General features: G+C 69.2%; 19 protein-coding genes. 7 read left to right on the top strand and 12 right to left on the bottom strand.

Annotated features, from left to right (window positions below; genetic code table 11):
* Positions 1-28: 28 nt before the first annotated feature.
* Positions 29-442, top strand: coding sequence for a F420-dependent biliverdin reductase (locus BN976_RS24170; protein WP_011780635.1), 414 nt, complete (start codon positions 29-31; stop codon positions 440-442).
* 7 nt (positions 443-449) lie between these two features.
* Here the strand turns inward: BN976_RS24170 and BN976_RS24165 are convergent, their stop codons facing one another.
* On the bottom strand, positions 450-1580 hold the full coding sequence (locus tag BN976_RS24165) for a M24 family metallopeptidase (protein WP_036374686.1): 1131 nt from the start codon (positions 1578-1580) through the stop codon (positions 450-452).
* 51 nt (positions 1581-1631) lie between these two features.
* Here BN976_RS24165 and BN976_RS24160 point away from each other — a divergent pair, with 51 nt between their 5' ends.
* The gene (locus BN976_RS24160; RefSeq protein ID WP_011780637.1) at positions 1632-2603 is read left to right on the top strand and encodes a 5'-3' exonuclease; all 972 of its coding nucleotides are present in this window, start codon (positions 1632-1634) and stop codon (positions 2601-2603) included.
* 8 nt (positions 2604-2611) lie between these two features.
* Here the strand turns inward: BN976_RS24160 and BN976_RS24155 are convergent, their stop codons facing one another.
* The 7 genes from BN976_RS24155 to pafA form a co-directional block, all read right to left on the bottom strand.
* On the bottom strand, positions 2612-3406 hold the full coding sequence (locus BN976_RS24155) for a DUF4333 domain-containing protein (RefSeq protein WP_011780638.1): 795 nt from the start codon (positions 3404-3406) through the stop codon (positions 2612-2614).
* Positions 3407-3460: 54 nt separating this feature from the next.
* Positions 3461-6250 carry a DEAD/DEAH box helicase gene (locus BN976_RS24150; RefSeq protein WP_011780639.1) on the bottom strand — a complete coding sequence of 930 codons (2790 nt, stop codon included), beginning with the start codon at positions 6248-6250 and terminating at the stop codon, positions 3461-3463.
* Entirely contained in the window at positions 6234-7184 is a 951-nt protein-coding gene (gene tatC / locus BN976_RS24145; protein ID WP_011780640.1) for a twin-arginine translocase subunit TatC, read from the bottom strand. Before tatC ends, BN976_RS24150 begins: the two co-directional genes overlap by 17 nt.
* 77 nt (positions 7185-7261) lie before the next feature.
* Positions 7262-7510: a Sec-independent protein translocase subunit TatA gene (tatA, locus tag BN976_RS24140; protein ID WP_011780641.1), complete on the bottom strand. Its 249-nt coding sequence runs from the start codon at positions 7508-7510 to the stop codon at positions 7262-7264.
* Positions 7511-7540: 30 nt separating this feature from the next.
* Entirely contained in the window at positions 7541-8536 is a 996-nt protein-coding gene (locus BN976_RS24135) for a helix-turn-helix transcriptional regulator (RefSeq protein ID WP_011780642.1), read from the bottom strand.
* A complete protein-coding gene (locus tag BN976_RS24130; RefSeq protein ID WP_199559003.1) occupies positions 8533-9540 on the bottom strand; it encodes a helix-turn-helix transcriptional regulator in 1008 nt (335 codons plus the stop codon). The genes BN976_RS24135 and BN976_RS24130 overlap by 4 nt, the downstream gene beginning before the upstream one ends.
* Before the next feature lie 72 nt (positions 9541-9612).
* Entirely contained in the window at positions 9613-10971 is a 1359-nt protein-coding gene (pafA, locus tag BN976_RS24125; RefSeq protein ID WP_086008434.1) for a Pup--protein ligase, read from the bottom strand.
* 104 nt (positions 10972-11075) lie between these two features.
* Between pafA and BN976_RS24120 the strand changes: the two genes are divergently transcribed.
* Both BN976_RS24120 and BN976_RS24115 read left to right on the top strand, forming a co-directional pair.
* Entirely contained in the window at positions 11076-11354 is a 279-nt protein-coding gene (locus tag BN976_RS24120) for a DUF7162 family protein (protein WP_036374677.1), read from the top strand.
* Between the two features lie 17 nt (positions 11355-11371).
* Complete coding sequence (locus BN976_RS24115) at positions 11372-12988, top strand: alpha/beta hydrolase (protein WP_036374969.1); 1617 nt, start codon at positions 11372-11374, stop codon at positions 12986-12988.
* A gap of 15 nt (positions 12989-13003) precedes the next feature.
* On the opposite strand, the gene prcA is transcribed toward BN976_RS24115, so the two are convergent.
* From prcA to dop, 4 genes are all read right to left on the bottom strand, one after another.
* Complete coding sequence (prcA, locus tag BN976_RS24110) at positions 13004-13768, bottom strand: proteasome subunit alpha (protein ID WP_011780647.1); 765 nt, start codon at positions 13766-13768, stop codon at positions 13004-13006.
* Entirely contained in the window at positions 13765-14685 is a 921-nt protein-coding gene (prcB, locus tag BN976_RS24105; protein WP_011780648.1) for a proteasome subunit beta, read from the bottom strand. The genes prcA and prcB overlap by 4 nt, the downstream gene beginning before the upstream one ends.
* A complete protein-coding gene (locus BN976_RS24100; protein ID WP_011780649.1) occupies positions 14682-14876 on the bottom strand; it encodes a ubiquitin-like protein Pup in 195 nt (64 codons plus the stop codon). The genes prcB and BN976_RS24100 overlap by 4 nt, the downstream gene beginning before the upstream one ends.
* Before the next feature lie 108 nt (positions 14877-14984).
* Positions 14985-16493 carry a pup deamidase/depupylase gene (gene dop, locus BN976_RS24095; RefSeq protein ID WP_011780650.1) on the bottom strand — a complete coding sequence of 503 codons (1509 nt, stop codon included), beginning with the start codon at positions 16491-16493 and terminating at the stop codon, positions 14985-14987.
* Between the two features lie 94 nt (positions 16494-16587).
* Here dop and BN976_RS24090 point away from each other — a divergent pair, with 94 nt between their 5' ends.
* Genes BN976_RS24090 through BN976_RS24080 form a run of 3 tightly spaced genes read left to right on the top strand, consistent with a single transcriptional unit; the run spans position 16588 to position 19429 of the window.
* The gene (locus tag BN976_RS24090) at positions 16588-17733 is read left to right on the top strand and encodes a hypothetical protein (RefSeq protein ID WP_011780651.1); all 1146 of its coding nucleotides are present in this window, start codon (positions 16588-16590) and stop codon (positions 17731-17733) included.
* 49 nt (positions 17734-17782) lie between these two features.
* On the top strand, positions 17783-18229 hold the full coding sequence (locus BN976_RS24085) for an RrF2 family transcriptional regulator (RefSeq protein ID WP_011780652.1): 447 nt from the start codon (positions 17783-17785) through the stop codon (positions 18227-18229).
* 45 nt (positions 18230-18274) lie between these two features.
* A complete protein-coding gene (locus tag BN976_RS24080; RefSeq protein WP_036374966.1) occupies positions 18275-19429 on the top strand; it encodes a hypothetical protein in 1155 nt (384 codons plus the stop codon).
* Positions 19430-19438 lie beyond the last annotated feature (9 nt).

Here is a 19438-nt window from a genome sequence, read left to right as displayed (position 1 = left end):
GATTATCGCCTGCGCTAGCGTGGACCCGATGGCCAAGGCAACGACCCGACTGACCGACGACGCGCTGACGTTCCTCTCCGAACGCCACCTCGCGATGCTGACCACGTTGCGGGCGGACGGCTCGCCCCATGTGGTGGCGGTCGGGTTCACCTTCGACCCCACCACCCATATCGCCCGTGTCATCACCTCGGGCGGCTCCCAGAAGGCCGTCAACGCCGAGCAACGCGGCGTCGCGGTGCTGAGCCAGGTCGACGGCGCCCGGTGGTTGTCGCTGGAGGGCAAGTCGACCGTGCACACCGACATCGAGGCCGTCCGCGACGCCGAACTGCGGTACGCCCAGCGCTACCGCACGCCGCGCCCCAACCCGAAACGGGTGGTGATCGAGGTCCGCATCGCGCGGGTGCTGGGGTCGTCGAGTCTGCTGGACCGCGGCCAGGACTGACCCCCGGTCAGGGCACCGGTACGACGACGAGTTCGTGCGGCCGGTGGTTGACCGGCTCGGCGCCGTCGCCGGTGACGATCACGATGTCCTCGATGCGCGCACCCCACTGCCCCGGGAAGTAGATACCGGGCTCGACGGAGAACGCCATCCCCTCCTGCAGCGGCAGTGAGTTGCCCGCCACGATGTAGGGCTCCTCGTGCACCGAGAGACCGATCCCGTGTCCGGTCCGGTGTACGAACGCCTCGGCCAGCCCTTCGGCGGCCAGCACGTCGCGGGCGGCCGCGTCGACCTGTTCGGCCGTGACCCCGGGGCGCACCATGTCGACCGCCGCGCGCTGGGCGCGCTGCAGCACCGCGTAGCGGCGCGCCACCTCCGGATCGGGTTCGCCGATGCTGTACGTGCGTGTCGAGTCGGAGTTGTAGCCGGGGTCATACGGGCCGCCGATGTCGACGACGACGATGTCGCCTGCGCGCAGCTCGCGGTCCGAACATTCATGGTGGGGATCGGCCCCGTGCGGCCCCGACCCGACGATGATGAACGCGACCTCCGAATGGCCCTCGGCGACAATGGCTTCGGCGATGTCAGCAGCGACGTCGGCCTCGGTGCGCCCGGGCCGAAGGAACTGCGGAACACGTTCGTGCACACGGTCGATCGCCGCGCCCGCTTTGCGCAGTGCGTCGATCTCGGCGGGGTCCTTGACCATCCGCAGGTTGCGCAGCACATCGGTGGCGAGCACCGGCACCGCGCCGAGGACCTCGGCCAGCGGCAGCAGATGCAGCGCGGGCATCGAGTCGGTCACGGCCACGGCGAGCGGCCCGTCTCCGGGCAACGCCTCGACGACCAGGCGGTAGGGGTCGTCGCCGTCCACCCAATCTCGCACGGCCACACCGAGTTCGGTGACCGCCGAGTCCTTGAGCGAGGCCAGCTCGAGGCGGGGCACCACGACGGTCGGGTCTCCCGTCGCCGGCAGCACCAGCGCGGTCAGCCGCTCGAACGTCTGCGCGCGCGAGCCCACCAGATAGCGAAGGTCGTAGCCGGGCGTGATGACCAGACCGGCCAGCCCGGCGTCGGCGGCCGCCGCGGCGGCGGCTCGCAGTCGGCGGGCGTACACCTCGGTGTCGAAACGGTCCTGGCTCATGTCTCAAGGCTAATCCCGGCGCGACCCGGGCGCCCTGGCAGGATGGCGCGCATGAACACGCCTCCGCTGGTGCTGCTCGACGGTGCGAGCATGTGGTTCCGCTCGTACTTCGGCGTTCCGTCGTCGATCACCGCGCCGGACGGCCGACCGGTCAACGCGCTGCGCGGCTTCCTCGACGCGGTCGCGACCGTCATCACCCGGGAAAGGCCGCACCGGCTGGTGGTGTGCCGCGACGACGACTGGCGCCCGCAGTGGCGGGTGGACCTGATCCCGTCCTACAAGGCCCACCGCGTGGCCGTGCCGGCCGAGGAAGCGAACCCGCCGACGGACGTCGACGTCGAGGAAGTCCCCGACGACCTGACCCCGCAGGTCGACATGATCATGGAGATGCTGGACGCCTTCGGGATCGCAACGGCCGGAGCGCAGCAGTGCGAGGCCGACGACGTGCTGGGCACGCTGGCGGGCCGGGAGACCCGCGACCCGGTGGTGGTGGTCAGCGGGGACCGCGACCTGCTTCAGCTGGTACGCGACGAACCGGTACCGGTGCGGGTGCTCTACCTCGGCCGCGGACTGGCCAGAGCGACGACGTACGGACCCGTCGAGGTGTCCGAGACCTACAACGTGCCCGTCGACCGCGCCGGACCCGCGTACGCGGAGTTGGCGCTGCTACGCGGCGACCCTTCCGACGGGCTGCCCGGCGTCCCCGGCATCGGCGAGAAAACCGCAGCCACCCTGCTCGCCCAGCACGGATCGCTGGAGGCGATTCTCGCGGCGGCGCAGGATCCTAAATCGAAGCTGTCCAGGGCGCACCGGACCAAGCTGCTGGCCGCGTCCGACTACATCGCGAAGGCCGGCCCGGTGGTGCGGGTGGCCACCGATGCCGACGTCAACTTCTCCACCGACGATGACGCTCTGCCGCTGGCCGCGCGTCATCCCCGCAAAGTCGCCGAACTGGCCGAACGCTACGGCGTGTCGTCGTCGCTGGGACGGCTGCAGACGGCGCTCGACAAGCTACCCGGATAGGGGCCGCGTTACTTCGGGCGACCGACCTCGTAGGTGCCGTTGTCGTCCTGGAACGTGACGGTGACCTGCCGTTTGGTGCCGTCGATGCTGACCTCGCAGTTGAAGGTGTCACCCTTCTTCACCGTGGGGCTGACGCCGTTGTTGCATTTCACGTCGTTGACGTTGGTGGCGCCGTAACCGTTGGTCTCATCGGTGAGGATCTGCTTCACACCGTTCTGAGCGGCGTTGACATCGAGCTTGGTGGTCACGAAGAAGCCCGGCTTCCAGAATCCGAGCACCAGCACGGCGGCGATGACGACCGCGGCGAGCACACCCACCACGCCACCGATGACCGCCAACGACCGCTTCGACCCCTCCTCCGAGCCCGGGGCGGGGTAGCCCGGGGCGCCGGGTGCACCCGGGTATTGGCCGTACTGGCCCGCTTGTCCCGGCTGCTGGCCGTACTGGCCCGGCTGCCCGTAGGGCTGACCGTACTGCTGGCCGTAACCGCCGGGCTGGCCGTACTGGCCCGGAGGCGGGTAACCGGCGGGGCTGTACTCGGCGGGCTGCTGCCCGTATTGATCGGCCGGGTACTGCTGCGGAGAGTATGTGGGCGGCTGGGCGGGCTGCTGGTACTGCGGATACTGCTGCGGCGTGTAGGCCGGCGGCTGCCACGACGGCTGCTCGGGCTGCTGCCCGGCTCCGGGGGTCGGGGGCTGCCACCCCTGGTTGGCCGCCGAATCGCCCGCGGGCTGGTCCGTGCCCTGCTCAGGCTGCTGACCCGGCCACGGCTGCGTCGGGTCGGATCCCTGCGGTCCGCTCATTTCTCTCCTTGGTCATCCGGGGCTGGTGTGCCGGGGGCCTGCTGGCACCACACACTACCCGGCATCAACAGCTACGACGCCGCGCCGAACGTCGTTGATTGCGCGTTTCGCGGTTGCCCGCAACGCAGCTGACGGGGCCGCATTGCGCACCTGGTCGGCGAGGTCGAGCACCTGCCTGCACCAGCGGACGAAATCGCCGGCCGACATCGACGCGCCGGTGCCGGCGTGGTCGGACGCCGTCAGCGCCGACGCCAGGTCGCCGGTGCTCGCCCAACGGTGCACGGCGGCGACGAATCCGTCGTCGGGTTCGCGGCTGGGCGGGAGGCGGTGCCGCTGCTCGTCGGCGCGCAGCTCGCTCCACAACCTGCGGGTCTGGTTGAGCGCGCGACGCAGCCTGCCGGTGGGGATGTCGGACCCGTCACCGGGGCCGTGACCCTCGCGTCGCGATTCGTAGAGCACCGCCGACAGCGCCGCGGCCAACTCTGCGGAATCGAGCCCCTCCCACACCCCGGCCCGCAGGCACTCGGCGACCAGCAGGTCGCTCTCGCTGTAGATGCGCGCCAGCAGCCGGCCGTCGTCGGTGACCGCGGGCGTGTCCTGCTCGACGGTGGTCGTTTCGTCGACTCCGTCGACGGTGATGAACCCGCGGTCGGTCAGCAGCACGACGATCCGGTCGAACGTCTGAGCCAGCGAGTTCGTCGCCGCGGCGATCTTCTTGCGCAGCTGCTCGTTGTCCTCCTCGATGCGCAGGTAGCGTTCGGCGACGCGGGCCAGCTTCTCCCGGTCGGGCAGGCCGTGGGCCCGGTGCGCGCGCATCCGGTCCCGCAGCACGTTCAGTTCCGGGTCCACGTCGTGTTCCGGTGGCGGCCCGCTCCTGCGCGACGCCCGCACCGAGGGAACGTCGAGACGAGCGGCTGCCGACCGCAGCGCCGACGCCAGATCGCGGCGGACCCGCGGGTTGCGGTGCTCGATGCGTTTCGGTAGCGACATCTTCCCGAGCGGGCCGGGCGCCCCGGTGTAGTCGGCCGACGAGATCCGGCCTGCCCAGCGGTGTTCGGAGAGAACCAGTGGTCGAGGGTCCTCGTCGTCGCGTGCCGGTTCGAGGACCACGGCCAGTCCGCCTCGCCGGCCCGCGGTGATCGTGATGATGTCGCCGGGACGCAGCGCGGCCAGCGCCTCGTTGGTGGCCTGGCGGCGCTGCAATCTGGAGGCGCGCGACTGCGCGCGTTCGCGTTGCGAGATCTGCGCGCGCAGCCTGACATAGTCGAGGATCGCCGAATCCGGACCGCCCATCTCGGCGGCGAGCTCGCCGAGCATGCGCTCGCCGCGTTCGACGCCGCGCACCAGTCCCACCACCGATCGGTCGGCCTGGTACTGCGCGAAAGACCGTTCGAGCAGCTGATGGGCCTGTGCCGGACCCATCTGGTGCACCAGGTTGATCGTCATGTTGTAGGTGGGCGCGAACGAACTGCGCAGCGGGAACGTCCGGGTCGAGGCGAGCCCCGCGACTTCGGCGGGATCCACATCAGGATTCCACAGCACCACGGCGTGGCCCTCGACGTCGATGCCGCGGCGGCCGGCCCGGCCCGTCAGCTGGGTGTACTCCCCCGGCGTCAACGGCATGTGCTGCTCGCCGTTGAACTTGACCAGTTTCTCCAACACGACCGTGCGCGCGGGCATGTTGATGCCCAGAGCCAGTGTCTCCGTGGCGAATACGGCCTTCACCAGGCCGGCGGTGAACAGCTCCTCCACGGTGTGGCGGAAGACCGGCAGCATGCCTGCGTGATGTGCCGCCAGACCCCGCAGCAGCCCCTCCCGCCACTCGTGGAAGTCCAGCACGATCAGGTCGGAGTCGTTGAGATCGGCGGTGCGGCGGTCCACGATGTCGGCGATGCGCGCGCGCTCCTCATCGGTGGTCAGCCGCAGCGACGAGCGCAGACACTGTTTGACCGCGGCGTCGCAGCCGGCGCGGGAGAAGATGAACGTGATGGCGGGCAGCAGGTTGTCCTGCGCGAGCACGTTGATCACCTCGGCCCTGCCGGGTGTCCGGTACAGTCCCGACGGCCGGCCGGATCGCCCACGGCCACGAGGCTGCCAGTCGGTCAGGCGTTCGGCTTCACGCCGATGTGCGATGTGGCGCAACAACTCCGGGTCCACCAGCAGGTTGCGGCCTGCGGGGCCGGAGGCGCGGTAGTCGAACAGGTCCAACAGCCGCTTGCCGACCATCACGTGCTGCCACAGCGGCACCGGGCGGTGCTCGTCGACCACCACCGTGGTGTCGCCCCGGACGGTCTTGATCCAGCCGCCGAACTCCTCGGCATTGCTCACCGTGGCCGACAGGCTCACCAGCCGTACCTCTTCGGGCAGGTGCAGGATGACCTCCTCCCACACCGCCCCGCGCATCCGGTCGGCGAGGAAATGCACCTCGTCCATCACGACGTAGGAAAGACCCTGCAGCGCACGCGAATCCGCGTACAGCATGTTGCGCAGGACCTCCGTGGTCATCACGACGACGTCGGCGTCACCGTTGATGGCCTGGTCACCGGTGAGCAGACCGATGCGCTTCGGCCCGTACCGGAGCACCAGATCGTTGTGCTTCTGATTGCTCAGCGCCTTGATCGGGGTGGTGTAGAAGCACTTCCGCCCCGCCGCCAACGCCAGGTGTACCGCGAACTCACCGACGACGGTCTTGCCCGCGCCGGTCGGGGCGCAGACCAGCACTCCGTGGCCCTGGGCCAACGCCTCGCAGGCGCGGCGCTGGAAGTCGTCGAGTTCGAAGGGCAGCAGCGCGGTGAACGCCGCCACGCTTTCGGTCGCCGTACCCGGATCAGGTTGCGTCGTCATCGACCACGAGCCGCGACGGGGCCGGCACCGCGGTCGGCGCCTCGATGGTCTCGACCGGGCCGATCGGCGCGGCCTCGTCGTCGTCGACCGCGTCCAGCGCGGCGCGGCGCGCCTTGCGGCGGTCGCTGAGCCGTGCCACCTGGATGGCCAACTCCATCAACAGCGTCATCGCCAATGCCAGCGCCAGCATCGAGAAGGGATCCGAGCCGGGCGTGGCGAACGCGCAGAAGACGAACACCCCCATGATGAGTCCGCGGCGCCACGCCTTGAGCCTCTCGTAGGTGAGGATGCCGACGAGGTTGAGCATGATGATCAGCAGCGGGAACTCGAAGCTGATCCCGAACACCAGCAGCAGGTTGATCAGGAAGCCGAAGTACTGGTCACCCGAGAGCGCGGTCACCTGCACGTCGCTGCCGACGGTGAGCAGAAATCCCAGCGCCTTGGACAGCACGACGTAGGCCAGGATCGCGCCCGCGACGAACAGCACCGCGCCCACCATCACGAACGCCACCGCGAAACGGCGCTCCTTGGCGTAGAGCCCGGGGGTGATGAAGGCCCACAGCTGGTAGAGCCACACCGGGCACGCCAGCACGATTCCCGCCGTCATGCCGACCTTGAGGCGCAACATGAACTGGTCGAACGGCGCGGTCGCCAACAGCCGGCATCCCCCGTCGGGGGTGATCGAGGCCCGCGCCGAATCCGGCAGCGCACAGTAGGGTCCGCGCAGCCAGTCACCCAGGCTGGGCAATCCGAGCACGCCGTGGCTGTACCAGAGGAACCCGAGGATCGTGGTCACCAGCACGGCGAGGACCGCGATCAGCAGCCGGCTGCGCAGCTCGGTGAGGTGGTCGACCAACGACATCGTGCCGTCGGGGTTGACCCGTGAACGTCGCTGTCGGGGATCGAGCTTCTTGAGGATTCCGGGAATCTGCACGGGAGGGGTTGCCTAGATGCTGCGGACAGCCGCGAAGTCACGCGCGCGGCCGCGGCCGCGCACCACCGACGGACCGGTCAGGCCGGTCGCTTGTCAGGAGAAGACGGCTCGGCCTCGGGGACGCGCTCGGATGCGATCTGCGTCGGTGCCGCGGGCTGATCCGGCTTCGCCGACTGCGAATCCGCCTGCATCTCCTTGATCTCGGACTTGAAGATGCGCATCGACTTGCCCAGCGAGCGCGCCGCGTCCGGGAGCTTCTTGGCACCGAAGAGCAGCACGAACACGGCGATGACGATGACCCAGTGCCAGGGTTGTAGACCACCCAATTTGGTTACCTCCAGACGTCTGGGCCGAGTTTACCCGTCCGCGGGGTCGATGCCGACCCCACCGACGCGATACGCCTCCAGCGCCGCCGCCGCCGACCGCCGGACCCGGTCGGCCAGGTCGACGGGCTCGAGCACCCGCACGGCAGATCCGAAACCCAGCACGAACCGCGCCATCCACTGATCGGAGGCGTAGGTCATCGTCGCCTCGCACGACCCGTCGTCGAACTCGCGCAGCACGCGCAGCGGGTAGTAGTCGAACATCCACGCCGCGGACCGTTCGATGAGCAGTGTCGCGACCGGCAGGGACGGGTCCGCGGTATCGGGATCGAACAGCGAGGTGTCCGGGCCGGCCTGCACGGCAGGCGGCGGCGGCACCGACGGCTCGTCGAGCACCCGGGCGTCGACGATGCGGTCGAAACGGAACAGCCGCACCGCCTCCGCGGAGCGGCACCACGCCTCCAGGTAACTGTGGTCGGCGACGAGAACCACCCGGATCGGGTCGACCACCCGGCTGGACATCGTGTCGTGGGAAGCGGCGTAGTACTCGATCGCCAGCGCCCGGTCGTCCCGCACCGCCTTGCGCACGGCCGCGGCGGCCGCGCTCTCCACCGGGGCGGGTTCCTCGACCGCGGCACCCTCCACCCCGTGGCCGACCTTGCCCGCGGCCGACTCGATCTTGGCGATCGCGCTGCGGGCCGCCTCGGGATCCACCATCCCGGGGACGTCGACCAGTGCCCGCAACGCCACCAGCACCCCGGTGGCCTCGGGCGAGGTCAGCCGCAGCGGATGGTCGATGCCCGCCGAGAACGTGACCTCGATGGTGTCGCCGGAGAATTCGAAGTCGATCAGGTCACCCGGCCCGTAGCCCGGCAGCCCGCACATCCACAGCTGGTTGAGGTCCTCACGCAGCTGTTTGACACTGACCCCGAGATCGGATGCGGCCTCGGCGTAGGTGATCCTCGGGTTGGCCTGGAAGTACGGCACCATGTTCAACAACCGCACCAGCCGGGCGCTGACGGCCGTCACCGTGCCTCCACCTCGCTGACCGTGGACAGCTGGGCCCGCAGCCGGGCGATCACGTCGTCGCGCAGCGACTGCGGCTCCAGCGCAAGCGCGTCGGCGCCGTAGCTCGCGACCTCGCGCGCCAAGCGGTCGAACATGCCGATGTCGACGGTGATCTCGTCGCCGGCCCGTCCGCCGACCATCTTGGGCCCCACCACGGTGCCGCGGCGGCGCAGCGCGGTCGCGCGTCCCTCGGCCACCCACACCCTGGCCTGTCCGGTCGCGGGCCAGTCACCCACCACCCGCTTGACGATCTCGCGCAGGTCGATCCCGTCGGGTCTGCTCACGCTGCCCGCGTCCCCGATCGGGGTCACATCGGCCCCGATGCGCGAGAGCCGGAACGTCCGGACGGCGTCGCGGTCCCGGTCGTGGCCGACCAGATACCAGCGACCCCGGTCGGTGACCACACCCCAGGGCTCCACCGTGCGGGTCATGTACGGCTCGCTGCGCGACGGCCGGTGCCGAAACCGCACGGCGCGCCCGGAATCGATGGCCGACAACAGAATCCCGAGCACCTCCTCGGATCCTCGAAGCCCGGGCAGCGCGGCCGTCGAGGTGATCGCGATGTCGTCGTCGGCGGCTTCGATGTCGATGCCGGCGGCGCGCAGCTTCAGCAGGGCGCTCTGGGTCGCGGTGATCAGTTCCGGGGACTCCCACAGTTGGGTCGCCACCGCCACGGCGGCCGCCTCGTCGGGGGTCAGCTCCACAGCGGGCAGCGCGTACGACTCGCGGTTGATGCGGTAGCCCTCTGCCGGGTCACTCGGCGACACCCGCCCGGTCTCCAGCGGGATGCCGAGATCACGCAGTTCGTTCTTGTCACGCTCGAACATCCGCGAGAAGGCCTCGTCGCTGGCGTCGTCGGAGTAGCCTAAGACCGTCTCGCGTATCCGGTCTGCGGTGATGAAGGACCGCGTGGACAGCAACGCGATGACGAGGTTCATCAGGCGTTCGACTTTCGAGATCCCCACGACGTAGAGCTTAAGGCGCGTGAGACGCGATCCCGCTCATGAGCACGCGGGGGCAGGGTTGAGGAATCCGACTCACATCGACGCGATGAGCCGCTTGACCCTCTCGTCGACCGACCGGAACGGGTCCTTGCACAGCACGGTCCGCTGGGCCTGGTCGTTGAGCTTGAGATGCACCCAGTCGACGGTGAAATCCCGGCCGGCTTCCTGGGCGGCGCTGATGAACTCGCCGCGCAGCTTGGCCCTGGTGGTCTGGGGCGGGGTGTTGACCGCCGCCTCGATCTCCTCGTCGGTGGTGATCCGGGCGGCCAGACCCTTGCGCTGCAACAGATCGAAGACGCCGCGGCCCCGCTTGATGTCGTGGTAGGCCAGGTCGAGCTGGCTGATCTTCGGGTCGGACAGCTCCATGTTGTAGCGGTCCTGGTAGCGCTGGAAGAGTTTGCGCTTGATCACCCAGTCGATCTCGGTGTCGACCTTCGCGAAGTCCTGACTCTCGACAGCGTCGAGCTGGCGCCCCCACAGGTCCACGACCTGCTCGATCTGGGTGTTCGGTTCCCGGGTCTGCAGGTATTCGACGGCCCGGGCGTAGTACTCGCGCTGGATGTCCAGCGCGCTGGCCTGCCTTCCGCCGGCCAGCCGCACCGGCCGCCTGCCGGTCAGGTCGTGGCTGACCTCGCGGATGGCGCGGATCGGGTTGTCCAGTGAGAAATCGCGGAACGCGACGCCGGCCTCGATCATCTCCAGGACCAGTGACGCCGAACCGACCTTGAGCATCGTGGTCGACTCACTCATGTTCGAGTCGCCGACGATGACGTGCAGCCGCCGGTACTTCTCGGCGTCGGCGTGGGGTTCGTCGCGGGTATTGATGATGGGGCGCGATCGGGTCGTTGCCGAGGAGACGCCCTCCCAGATGTGCTCGGCGCGCTGACTCAGGCAGAACGTCGCGGCCTTCGGGGTCTGCAGCACCTTGCCCGCGCCGCAGATCAGCTGACGGGTGACCAGGAACGGCAGCAGCACATCGGAGATCCGGGAGAACTCGCCGGCGCGCACGATCAGATAGTTCTCGTGGCAGCCGTACGAATTGCCCGCCGAATCGGTGTTGTTCTTGAACAGGTATATGTCGCCGCCGATGCCCTCGTCGGCCAACCGCTGTTCGGCGTCGATCAGCAGGTCTTCCAGCACGCGCTCACCGGCGCGGTCGTGGGTCACCAACTGCGTCAGGCTGTCGCATTCCGCCGTCGCGTACTCGGGGTGGCTGCCCACGTCGAGGTACAGGCGCGCGCCGTTGCGGAGGAAGACGTTGCTGCTGCGGCCCCACGACACCACCCGGCGGAACAGATACCGGGCCACCTCGTCGGGACTCAACCGCCGATGGCCGTGGAACGTGCAGGTGACACCGAATTCGGTCTCGATGCCCATGATTCGTCGCTGCACCTCATCGAGACTACTTGTTGCTCGGCTCACAAGTCGGCCGGACACCCGATCAGCGCCTGTGGATAACCGGCGCGGCCCCACCCCGCGTTCTGCCAGCATGAGCCATGGGGGAAATCGCACACGTCGACGTGGACCGGCTGTACGGTCTGGCGGGCCGCTTCTGGAGCACCGCAGCCGAGCTCACCGACCGGCGCCTGCCCGGAATGGATCCCGGCGCACTCACCGGTTCCGTGGTGTCCGCGTTGGATACCGGCGAACTGATCGAGCCGCAGATCGACGCGGTGGTCGCGGCCCTGAACGACTGGGCGGCGGCCGCCCGTGCGTCGGCGAACGCATTCCAGCACGCCGACATCGCCAACGGTGAGCGGTTCGGGCCGCGGTGATCCTGCCGACCGTCTCGATGGCGCAGCGGTGGCGGCCCGACGCACTGCTGCAACTGGCCGAGGGCTGGGACAGCGCCGCACGGGCGCTCGGCGCCGACGTCGACGGCGCGGTGGCCGACTCCGACCGGAGCCTGGACTACTGGACCGGCGCGGCCGCCGACGCCGCCCGCGAGCGCGCCCGCGGGATCGCCGCCGACACCGCCGAGGTGGCACGGCGACTGGTGACGGCGTCGGTGGCCGCCCGCGACGGAGCCGACCAGCTGGCCGCCGCGCGCGCCGACGTCCTCGCCGGGCTGGAACTGGCGGAGCGCGACGGTCTGGTCGTCGCCGACGACGGATCGGTGACCCTCGCGGACCGTCCGGCTCCGCTGCTGGTGTTGCTGGCCGGCGGTCAGGAGGCGGTCGCCGTGCAGATGCTGGAGGTGCGGGCCGCCGAGTTGAGCACCCGGATCCGCGATGCGCTGCAGCGTCTCGGCGCCGCCGACGCGGACGCCGCCGCCGACATCGCCGCGGCGCTGGGGGCGGCGCATCCGCAGCCGGCGGCCTCCACGGGGCAGGCGCCCGCGGCCACCGTGCCCGCGGGAGCCTGGCCCGTGCAGGCCGCCGACGTGGTCGACGGGTGGCCGAGGATGAGCCAGGACCGGATCTCCGCCCAGATCGCCGCCATGACGCCCGAGCAGCGCGGGCGCCTGATCGCGGAGTTCCCGCAGCAGGTGGGCAACACCGACGGCATCCCGTGGGACATGCGGGTGGCCGCCAACCGGCTCAACATCGCCGGCGCGATCCTGGCCGAGACAGGCTCGGACGACGGCTCCCGCCGCCGAATCGCGTTCTACCGCAGCCTGCTCGGCGAGATCGACGACCCGGCGGGCGGCGGCCGGATACCGCGCAGGATCATCGCCTTCGACCCCGGCCGGGCTTCGCTGATCGAACTCAACGGTGACCTGGCCGCCGCGCACAGCGTCGCGGTGCTCGTTCCCGGCGTGAACACCACGATGGAGGGTTCGGCCGCCAACACCGCCACCGCACGGCGGTTCGTGTCGGCGACCGACGGCGACGTCGCCGTCATCACCTACCTGGGCGGGCCGTTCCCGCAGGTCCACAATCCCGCCGACGTGCTGTTCGACGCCGCCGACGCGCGCTACGCCCTCGACATGGCACCGCGGCTGGTGGCTTTCAGCGAGGACGTGGACCGGCGGGTCTCCGACGGCGTGGCGGTGACGGTGATCGGCCACTCGTATGGCGGCTCGATCGTCGGGACGGCCGAAACCCTCGGGCTGACCTCCGACCGCACCGTGTTCCTGGGGGCCGCGGGCGCCGGGGTCGGGGTCGACGACACCGGAGACTGGCACAACCGCAATCCGCACGTGCTGCGCTACTCGATGACCGCGCCGGGCGACTTCATCGAACTGGTGCAGGGCATCCCCGGCGGGCCGCACGGCGTCGACCCCGATGAGATGAACGGCGTGATCCCTTTGCGCACAGGTGAATACGATGACGGCGGCCCCGTTGCAGGCTGGGATGCGCACAGCGGCATGCTCAACCGGCCGTCCGATTCGTGGCGCACGATCCTGGCGATCATCACCGGCGATTGCCCCACCGTGCGTCGGGCGGTCGCCGGCGCGCCAACCTGAGCTGGCCGACTCTCGCTAGGACTCGCCGCTGCCCTTCTCTGCCCCGGCTTCGGCTTCGTTGCTGCTTTCGCTCGAATCGACCTCGGGCAGCAGCGCTTCCAGCGCCGAACCGGTGATTCGACGGAACGCCCGCCTGGGCCGGTTCGCATCGAGGACCGCGACCTCCAGGGTGGCGGGCCCCAGCGTGCGGGGCTCGGCGCCGTTGACACCGGCACCGAGCGCCTTGACCGCGATCGAGACCGCGTCGGCCAGGCTGAGATTCTCCTTGTAGGACTCGTTGAGGGCCGTGGAGATCGGTTCCGTCGTGCCGCCCATCACGACGAAATGCGGCTCGTCGGCGATGGAACCGTCATAGGTGATCCGGTACAGCTCGGGCGCCTTGGTCTCGCCGTGGTGGGCGACCTCGGCCACGCACAGCTCCACCTCGTACGGTTTGGCCTGCTCGGTGAAGATCGTCCCCAGTGTCTGGGCGTACACGTTGGCCAGCTGCCGTCCGGTGACGTCGCGGCGTGAGTACGCGTACCCCTGGGTGTCGGCGAACCTGATCCCGCCGCTGCGCAGATTGTTGAACTCGTTGAACCTGCCGACGGCGGCAAAGCCGATGCGGTCGTAGAGCTCGCTGACCTTCTGCAGTGACCGCGACGGGTTCTCCGCGACGAACAACACGCCGTCGGCGTAGGCCAGCGCGATCACGCTGCGGCCGCGGGCGATGCCTTTGCGGGCAAGCTCGGACCGTTCACGCATCGCCTGTTCGGGCGAGATGAAATACGGGAAGCTCACAGCTCGTCACCTCGCGTGGGCCTGGCATCGGGCCCGAATGTTTCTGTTCGTGAACGGTTTTCGACGACCTCGCGGCACAGCGAGGAGATCTTCGCCTCGGGCACCTCGTGCGCGCCGTCGGCGCCGATCACCACCGCGGTGGGGAAGATCCCCCGCACCAGATCCGGTCCGCCGGTGGCCGAGTCGTCGTCGGCGGCGTCGTAGAGCGCCTCGACGGCGACCCGCAGCGCGGATTCGGCGTCAGTGACCTGCGAGTACAACTTCTTCATCGAGGACTTGGCGAAAATCGAGCCGGAGCCGACGGACTGGTATCCCTCCTCCTCGAAGTTCCAGCCGCCCGCGGCGTCGAACGACACGATGCGGCCCGCCGCTTCGGGATTGGGGTCGTCCAGGTCGTATCCGGCGAGCAAGGGCAGGGCCACGAAGCCCTGCAGCGCGGCGCCGAGGTTGCCGCGCACCATGGTCGCCAGCCTGTTCACCTTGCCCGGGAACGTCAGCGCCACGCCTTCGAGCTTCTCGTAGTGCTCGAGCTCGACCGCGTACAGCCGGGCGAACTCGACCGCGATGGCAGCCGTCCCGGCGATGCCGGTGACGGTGTAATCGTCGGTGATGTAGACCTTCTGCACGTCGCGGCTGGCGATCATGTTGCCCTGGGTGGCACGCCGGTCACCGGCCATCACCACCCCGCCCGGACACTTCAGCGCCACGATCGTCGTCCCGTGCGGCACGGCATCCGTCGGCAGTCCCGTCGGCCCCGGCCCGGGAGCGCCCGGCAGCAGATGCGGCGCCTGATGGCGCAGAAAATCCGAGAACGACGACAGGTTCACGCCGCCGTGGGACACACCTTGGGGCAGAGCGCTAAACGCTCCGGATGAAGAGGACGGAAAGGCTGGCTGATCGCGGTTCGGCCAGGTCACTGTCCACCCTTCTGCACGTACGCACGGACGAAGTCCTCGGCGTTCTCCTCCAGGACGTCGTCGATCTCGTCCAGCAGGTCGTCGGTCTCATCGGTGAGCTTTTCGCGGCGCTCCTGCCCGGCGGCCGTGCTGCCGGTGAGGTCGTCGTCTTCGCCGCCTCCGCCGCCACGCTTGGTCTGCTCCTGAGCCATCGCTGCCTCCTGCGTCAAGTTCTCACACCCATTGCGGGGACCCGACCCACTGCCCGTCGGTCTCTCCACAGTACCGGTCGGGCGCCGGATTGCCGGGGATAGCCCCGGTCAGGTCGTGAGCTGTTCGACGAGTTCGACGGCGCTGTCGACGGAATCCAGCAGGGCCCCGACGTGGGCCTTACTTCCGCGCAGCGGCTCGAGGGTGGGGATCCGCACCAGCGAATCTCCGCCCAGGTCGAAGATCACCGAATCCCAGCTGGCGGCCGCGATGTCCGCGCCGAACCGCCGCAGACATTCGCCCCGGAAGTAGGCGCGGGTGTCCGTGGGTGGATTCTCCACCGCGTCGAGCACCTGCTGCTCGGTGACCAACCGCTGCATCGAGCCACGGGCCACGAGCCGGTTGTACAGGCCCTTGTCCAGCCGAACATCGGAGTACTGCAGGTCGACCAGGTGCAGCCGCGGCGCGTTCCACCCCAGGTTCTCCCGGTGTCGGAACCCTTCGAGAATCCGCAGCTTGGCCGGCCAGTCCAGCAGGTCGGCGCACTCCATCGGGTCACGCTCGAGCAGGTCGAGGATGTGCGCCCAGGTCTCCAGCACATGCGTGGCGCGCGGATCCGGGTCGCGGCTGTCGACCAGTTTGGCCACCCGATCCAGATAGATCCGCTGCAGCGCCAGGCCGGTCAGCTCGCGTCCGTCGGCCAGCGCCACGGTGGCACGCAGCGACGGGTCACGGGAGAGCACGTGCACGGCGTGCACGGGCCGGGCCAGGGCCAGATCGGACAGGTCCGCACCGATCCGCGGACCCTCCTCGATCAGGTCGAGCACCAGCGAGGTGGTACCGAGCTTGAGGTAGGTCGAGGTCTCGGCGAGGTTGGCGTCGCCGATGATGACGTGCAGCCTGCGGTATTTGTCGGCGTCGGCGTGGGGCTCGTCGCGGGTGTTGATGATTCCGCGCTTCAGCGTGGTCTCCAGGCCGACCTCGACCTCGATGTAGTCGGCGCGCTGGGAGAGCTGGAAGCCGGGCTCGTCGCCGGACGGCCCGATACCGACACGACCGGATCCGGTGACCACCTGCCGGGACACCAGGAACGGTGTCAGCCCCGCGATGATCGCGGAGAACGGTGTTTGGCGGCTCATCAGGTAGTTCTCGTGCGAACCGTACGAGGCGCCCTTGCCGTCGACGTTGTTCTTGTACAGCTGCAGCTTGGCGGCACCGGGGACGCTGGCGACGTGGCGGGCCGCCGCTTCCATCACCCGCTCGCCCGCCTTGTCCCAGATGACCGCGTCCATCGGATCGGTGCACTCCGGCGCCGAGTACTCGGGATGGGCGTGGTCGACGTAGAGCCGGGCGCCGTTGGTCAGGATCATGTTCGCCGCACCGACCTCGTCGGCGTCCACCACCGGCGGCGGCCCCGACGAGCGGCTCAGGTCGAATCCGCGGGCGTCACGCAGCGGCGACTCCACCTCGTAATCCCAGCGGGTGCGCTTGGCGCGCTGGATTCCTGCGGCCGCCGCATACGCGAGCACCGCCTGGGTCGATGTCAGGATCGGATTCGCGGTCGGATCGGACGGCGAAGAAATGCCGTACTCGACCTCCGTTCCGATGATCCGTTGCATATCGACCAGCGTAGAGGTCGGCATTGCGACGAGCCGACTCGCGTGCAGCGATCGGGCCGGGGGCGACCCCGCCGTGTGGTGAGATCTATCCGCGATGACCCCGAAGACCGAGCAGCGTCGTGCCGCCGAACGCTGGTTTCTCCAGCGTGGCCTGCCCGCGGTGTTGCGGCCCGGCGTCCTCGTGCAGCGGGTGTGGACACGGTCGGCGCCCGCGCTGGCGGCGCTGGCCGTGATGATGGCGTTTTCGACGCTCGTGGTCGCGGTCACCGGCGAGCACACGATCGCCATCGACGGCACCCCCACCCGCACCGAATGGTTCATCATCGGCGTCGTCCTGGTGGTGCTGCCGACGGCGGCGTTGGTGGGATGGCTGGTGTCGCGCACCGACGATCTGCGCCTGCGCGGCGCCGTCTCGACGACGTCGCTGGCCGTTGCCGCACTCGGCGGCATCTACGCCGGCCCCAGCGCCCACGTCTTCGTCGACATGGTCACCGAGATCGTGCTCATTGTGCTGATATTCGTCTGCACCGCAACGGGAGTCGGGGCGATCCTGGGCTGGGCGGTGCGGATGACGCTGGCCAATCTGGCCTCGGTGGGCAACCTGCTGCTCGGCGCTCTGCCGGTGATGCTGCTCACCGTACTGGTGTTCTTCAACGGCCCGGTGTGGACCATGGCATCCACCATCACGCGGCCCAGGCTGTGGGTCGCGCTGCTGTTCCTGATGCTCATCGCCGTGACGTTCCTGGTGTCGAGCACGTTGAGCCTGGTGGGGCCCATTCTGAGTCCGGACGCCAAACGACCCGAAGACGCTGCGCAACTGGACGGAACCCCGTTCGAAACCATGCCCGACCGACCGCGCCGGGTGAAGCTGTCGAAGGCAGAACGCCTCAACGTGGTGTTCGTCCTGGCGATGTCGCAGGTCGTCCAGGTGTTGACCGTCTCGATCGTGACGGGGCTGCTGTTCTTCGTCCTCGGCCTCATCCTGATCAGCCCGGAACTGTTGGCCGCGCTCACCAACGGTGGGTCCTCCGACGGTGAGTTCCTCGGCATGACCCTGCCGGTCCCCCAGGCCCTGATCCACATCACCATGTTTCTGACCGCGCTGACGTTCATGTACCTGGCTGCGCGCACCGTGGGCGACAAGGACTACCGGGCCCAGTTTCTCGATCCCCTGATCGAGGACCTGCGGTTCACGCTGGTGGCCCGTGACCGCTACCGCACCCTGACGGCGAACACCTGAACGGCCCGCAATTTCGCATCCAAGATGCGCAATTAGTAGCGTGGTGGTCATGCAGCTGACCCGGTTCACCGATCTGGGGCTGCGCGCCATGATGATTCTGAGCGCCGGCGAATTCGACGATCAACGGGTCACCACCCGCCAGATCGCGGCCAGCGCAGGAGCCTCCGAGAACCACATCGCCAAGGCCGTCTCCCGGCTGGTCGAACTCGGTCTGGTCGAGGCGCGCCGCGGCCGCGTGGGCGGGCTGTCGCTGACCGAAGCGGGACGAACCGCTTCGGTCGGCCGGCTGGTGCGCGAACTTGAAGGCGACCGCGAGGTCATCACCTGTGACGGCGATTCCCCCTGCCCGCTGCTCGCCGGCTGCCGGCTACGGCGGGCGATGGCGGCGGCCAAAGAGGCTTTCTACGCCGAACTCGACCGTTACACGGTCACCGATCTCGCGCGCGGCCCGGCGCTGAAGGTCATTCCGCTGGCGCCGCCGACTCCGGCGCGCTGACCCGCGGACGCGGTCGGCATCGCGCACAATGTGCCGGTGTCCGACATGCGGCGGGTTCACGACTGGTTCCTGCACCGCGGGTTGCCGCTGGTGCTCACCCGGCGGGTCCGCGCGCGCAAGCTCGTTCAACGTTCGGCGCCCATGGTCAGCGCGGTCGGGGCACTGACCGCGGTGACGATGCTGCTGGCCGACGTGACCGGCGAGTCACCGGACTACGGCTACGCGGTGCGACTCGGCGGGATCGCCGTGGTTCTGGTGGCCGCACCGTTCGTCCTCGAGGTGTTGCACCGGCTCGGCACCCGGGTCGGTGAAGCGCTACGCCGGTGGGCCGCCGTGCTGGTGATGACCATCTTCGTCGTGGTCATGCCGTTGACGGTGAGCGGGTGGTCCGGTGCGGCAGCTGCGGAGGCTCCGGCGTTCATCCTGATCTCGCTGACCGCGATCTGGCTGACCTACCTGGGTTTCGGGTCGATCGCGTTGTGGGCCTTCCGGTTCGCCTGGGTGCAGCTGGGTGCGCTCGGCACCCTGATGAGTCGCGCCCTGCCCCTGCTGATGCTCACCGTGGTGGTGTACTTCACCGGAGAGCTCTGGCAGCTCTCGGCGCGGATGACGCGCGAAAGACTTTGGCAGACAATTGGATTCCTCAGCATCGTGGCGTTGGTGTTCATGATTGCGACGATCCGCGACGAGGTCGGGGCGCTGCGCCAGGACCGGTCGGCCCGCGAGGATCCGGCGGCGCTGCTGGTCGGCACGCCGCTGGAGTCGGTGCGGGCCGACCCCGCCACGCGCACACCGCTGTCCATGGCCGAACAGGCGAATGTGGTGGCGGTGATGGTCGTCGCGCAGGCGATCCAGGTGGTGCTGTTCACCGCGGGGTTGTTCGCGTTCTTCCTGGCCCTGGGCGTCATCGCCATACCCGACGACGTGACCGTGGTGTGGTCCGGCGAACAGGCCTGCGCGGTCGGTGAACCACCATGTGCGGGAACGTGGTTCGGTGTCCACATCCCGATACCGCAGACCGTCGTGCACACGTCGCTGTTCGTCGCGGTGCTGTCCGGGCTGTACTTCACGGTGAGCACCAGCGTCGACCCCCTCTACAGGCAACGCTTCTTCGACCCGCTGATCGCCGACGTCGCCGTCAGCCTGGCCGGCCGTGACGCCTATCTGGAGGTCGAGCGGCACCAAACCCACCACGGGTGAACGCGCAAC

The sequence above is a fragment of the Mycolicibacterium austroafricanum genome, assembly GCF_000612725.1.
Classification (GTDB): Bacteria; Actinomycetota; Actinomycetes; order Mycobacteriales; family Mycobacteriaceae; genus Mycobacterium; species Mycobacterium austroafricanum.
Note: the sequence above shows the minus strand (reverse complement) of the source record. Positions and strands in the feature narration are given on the sequence as shown.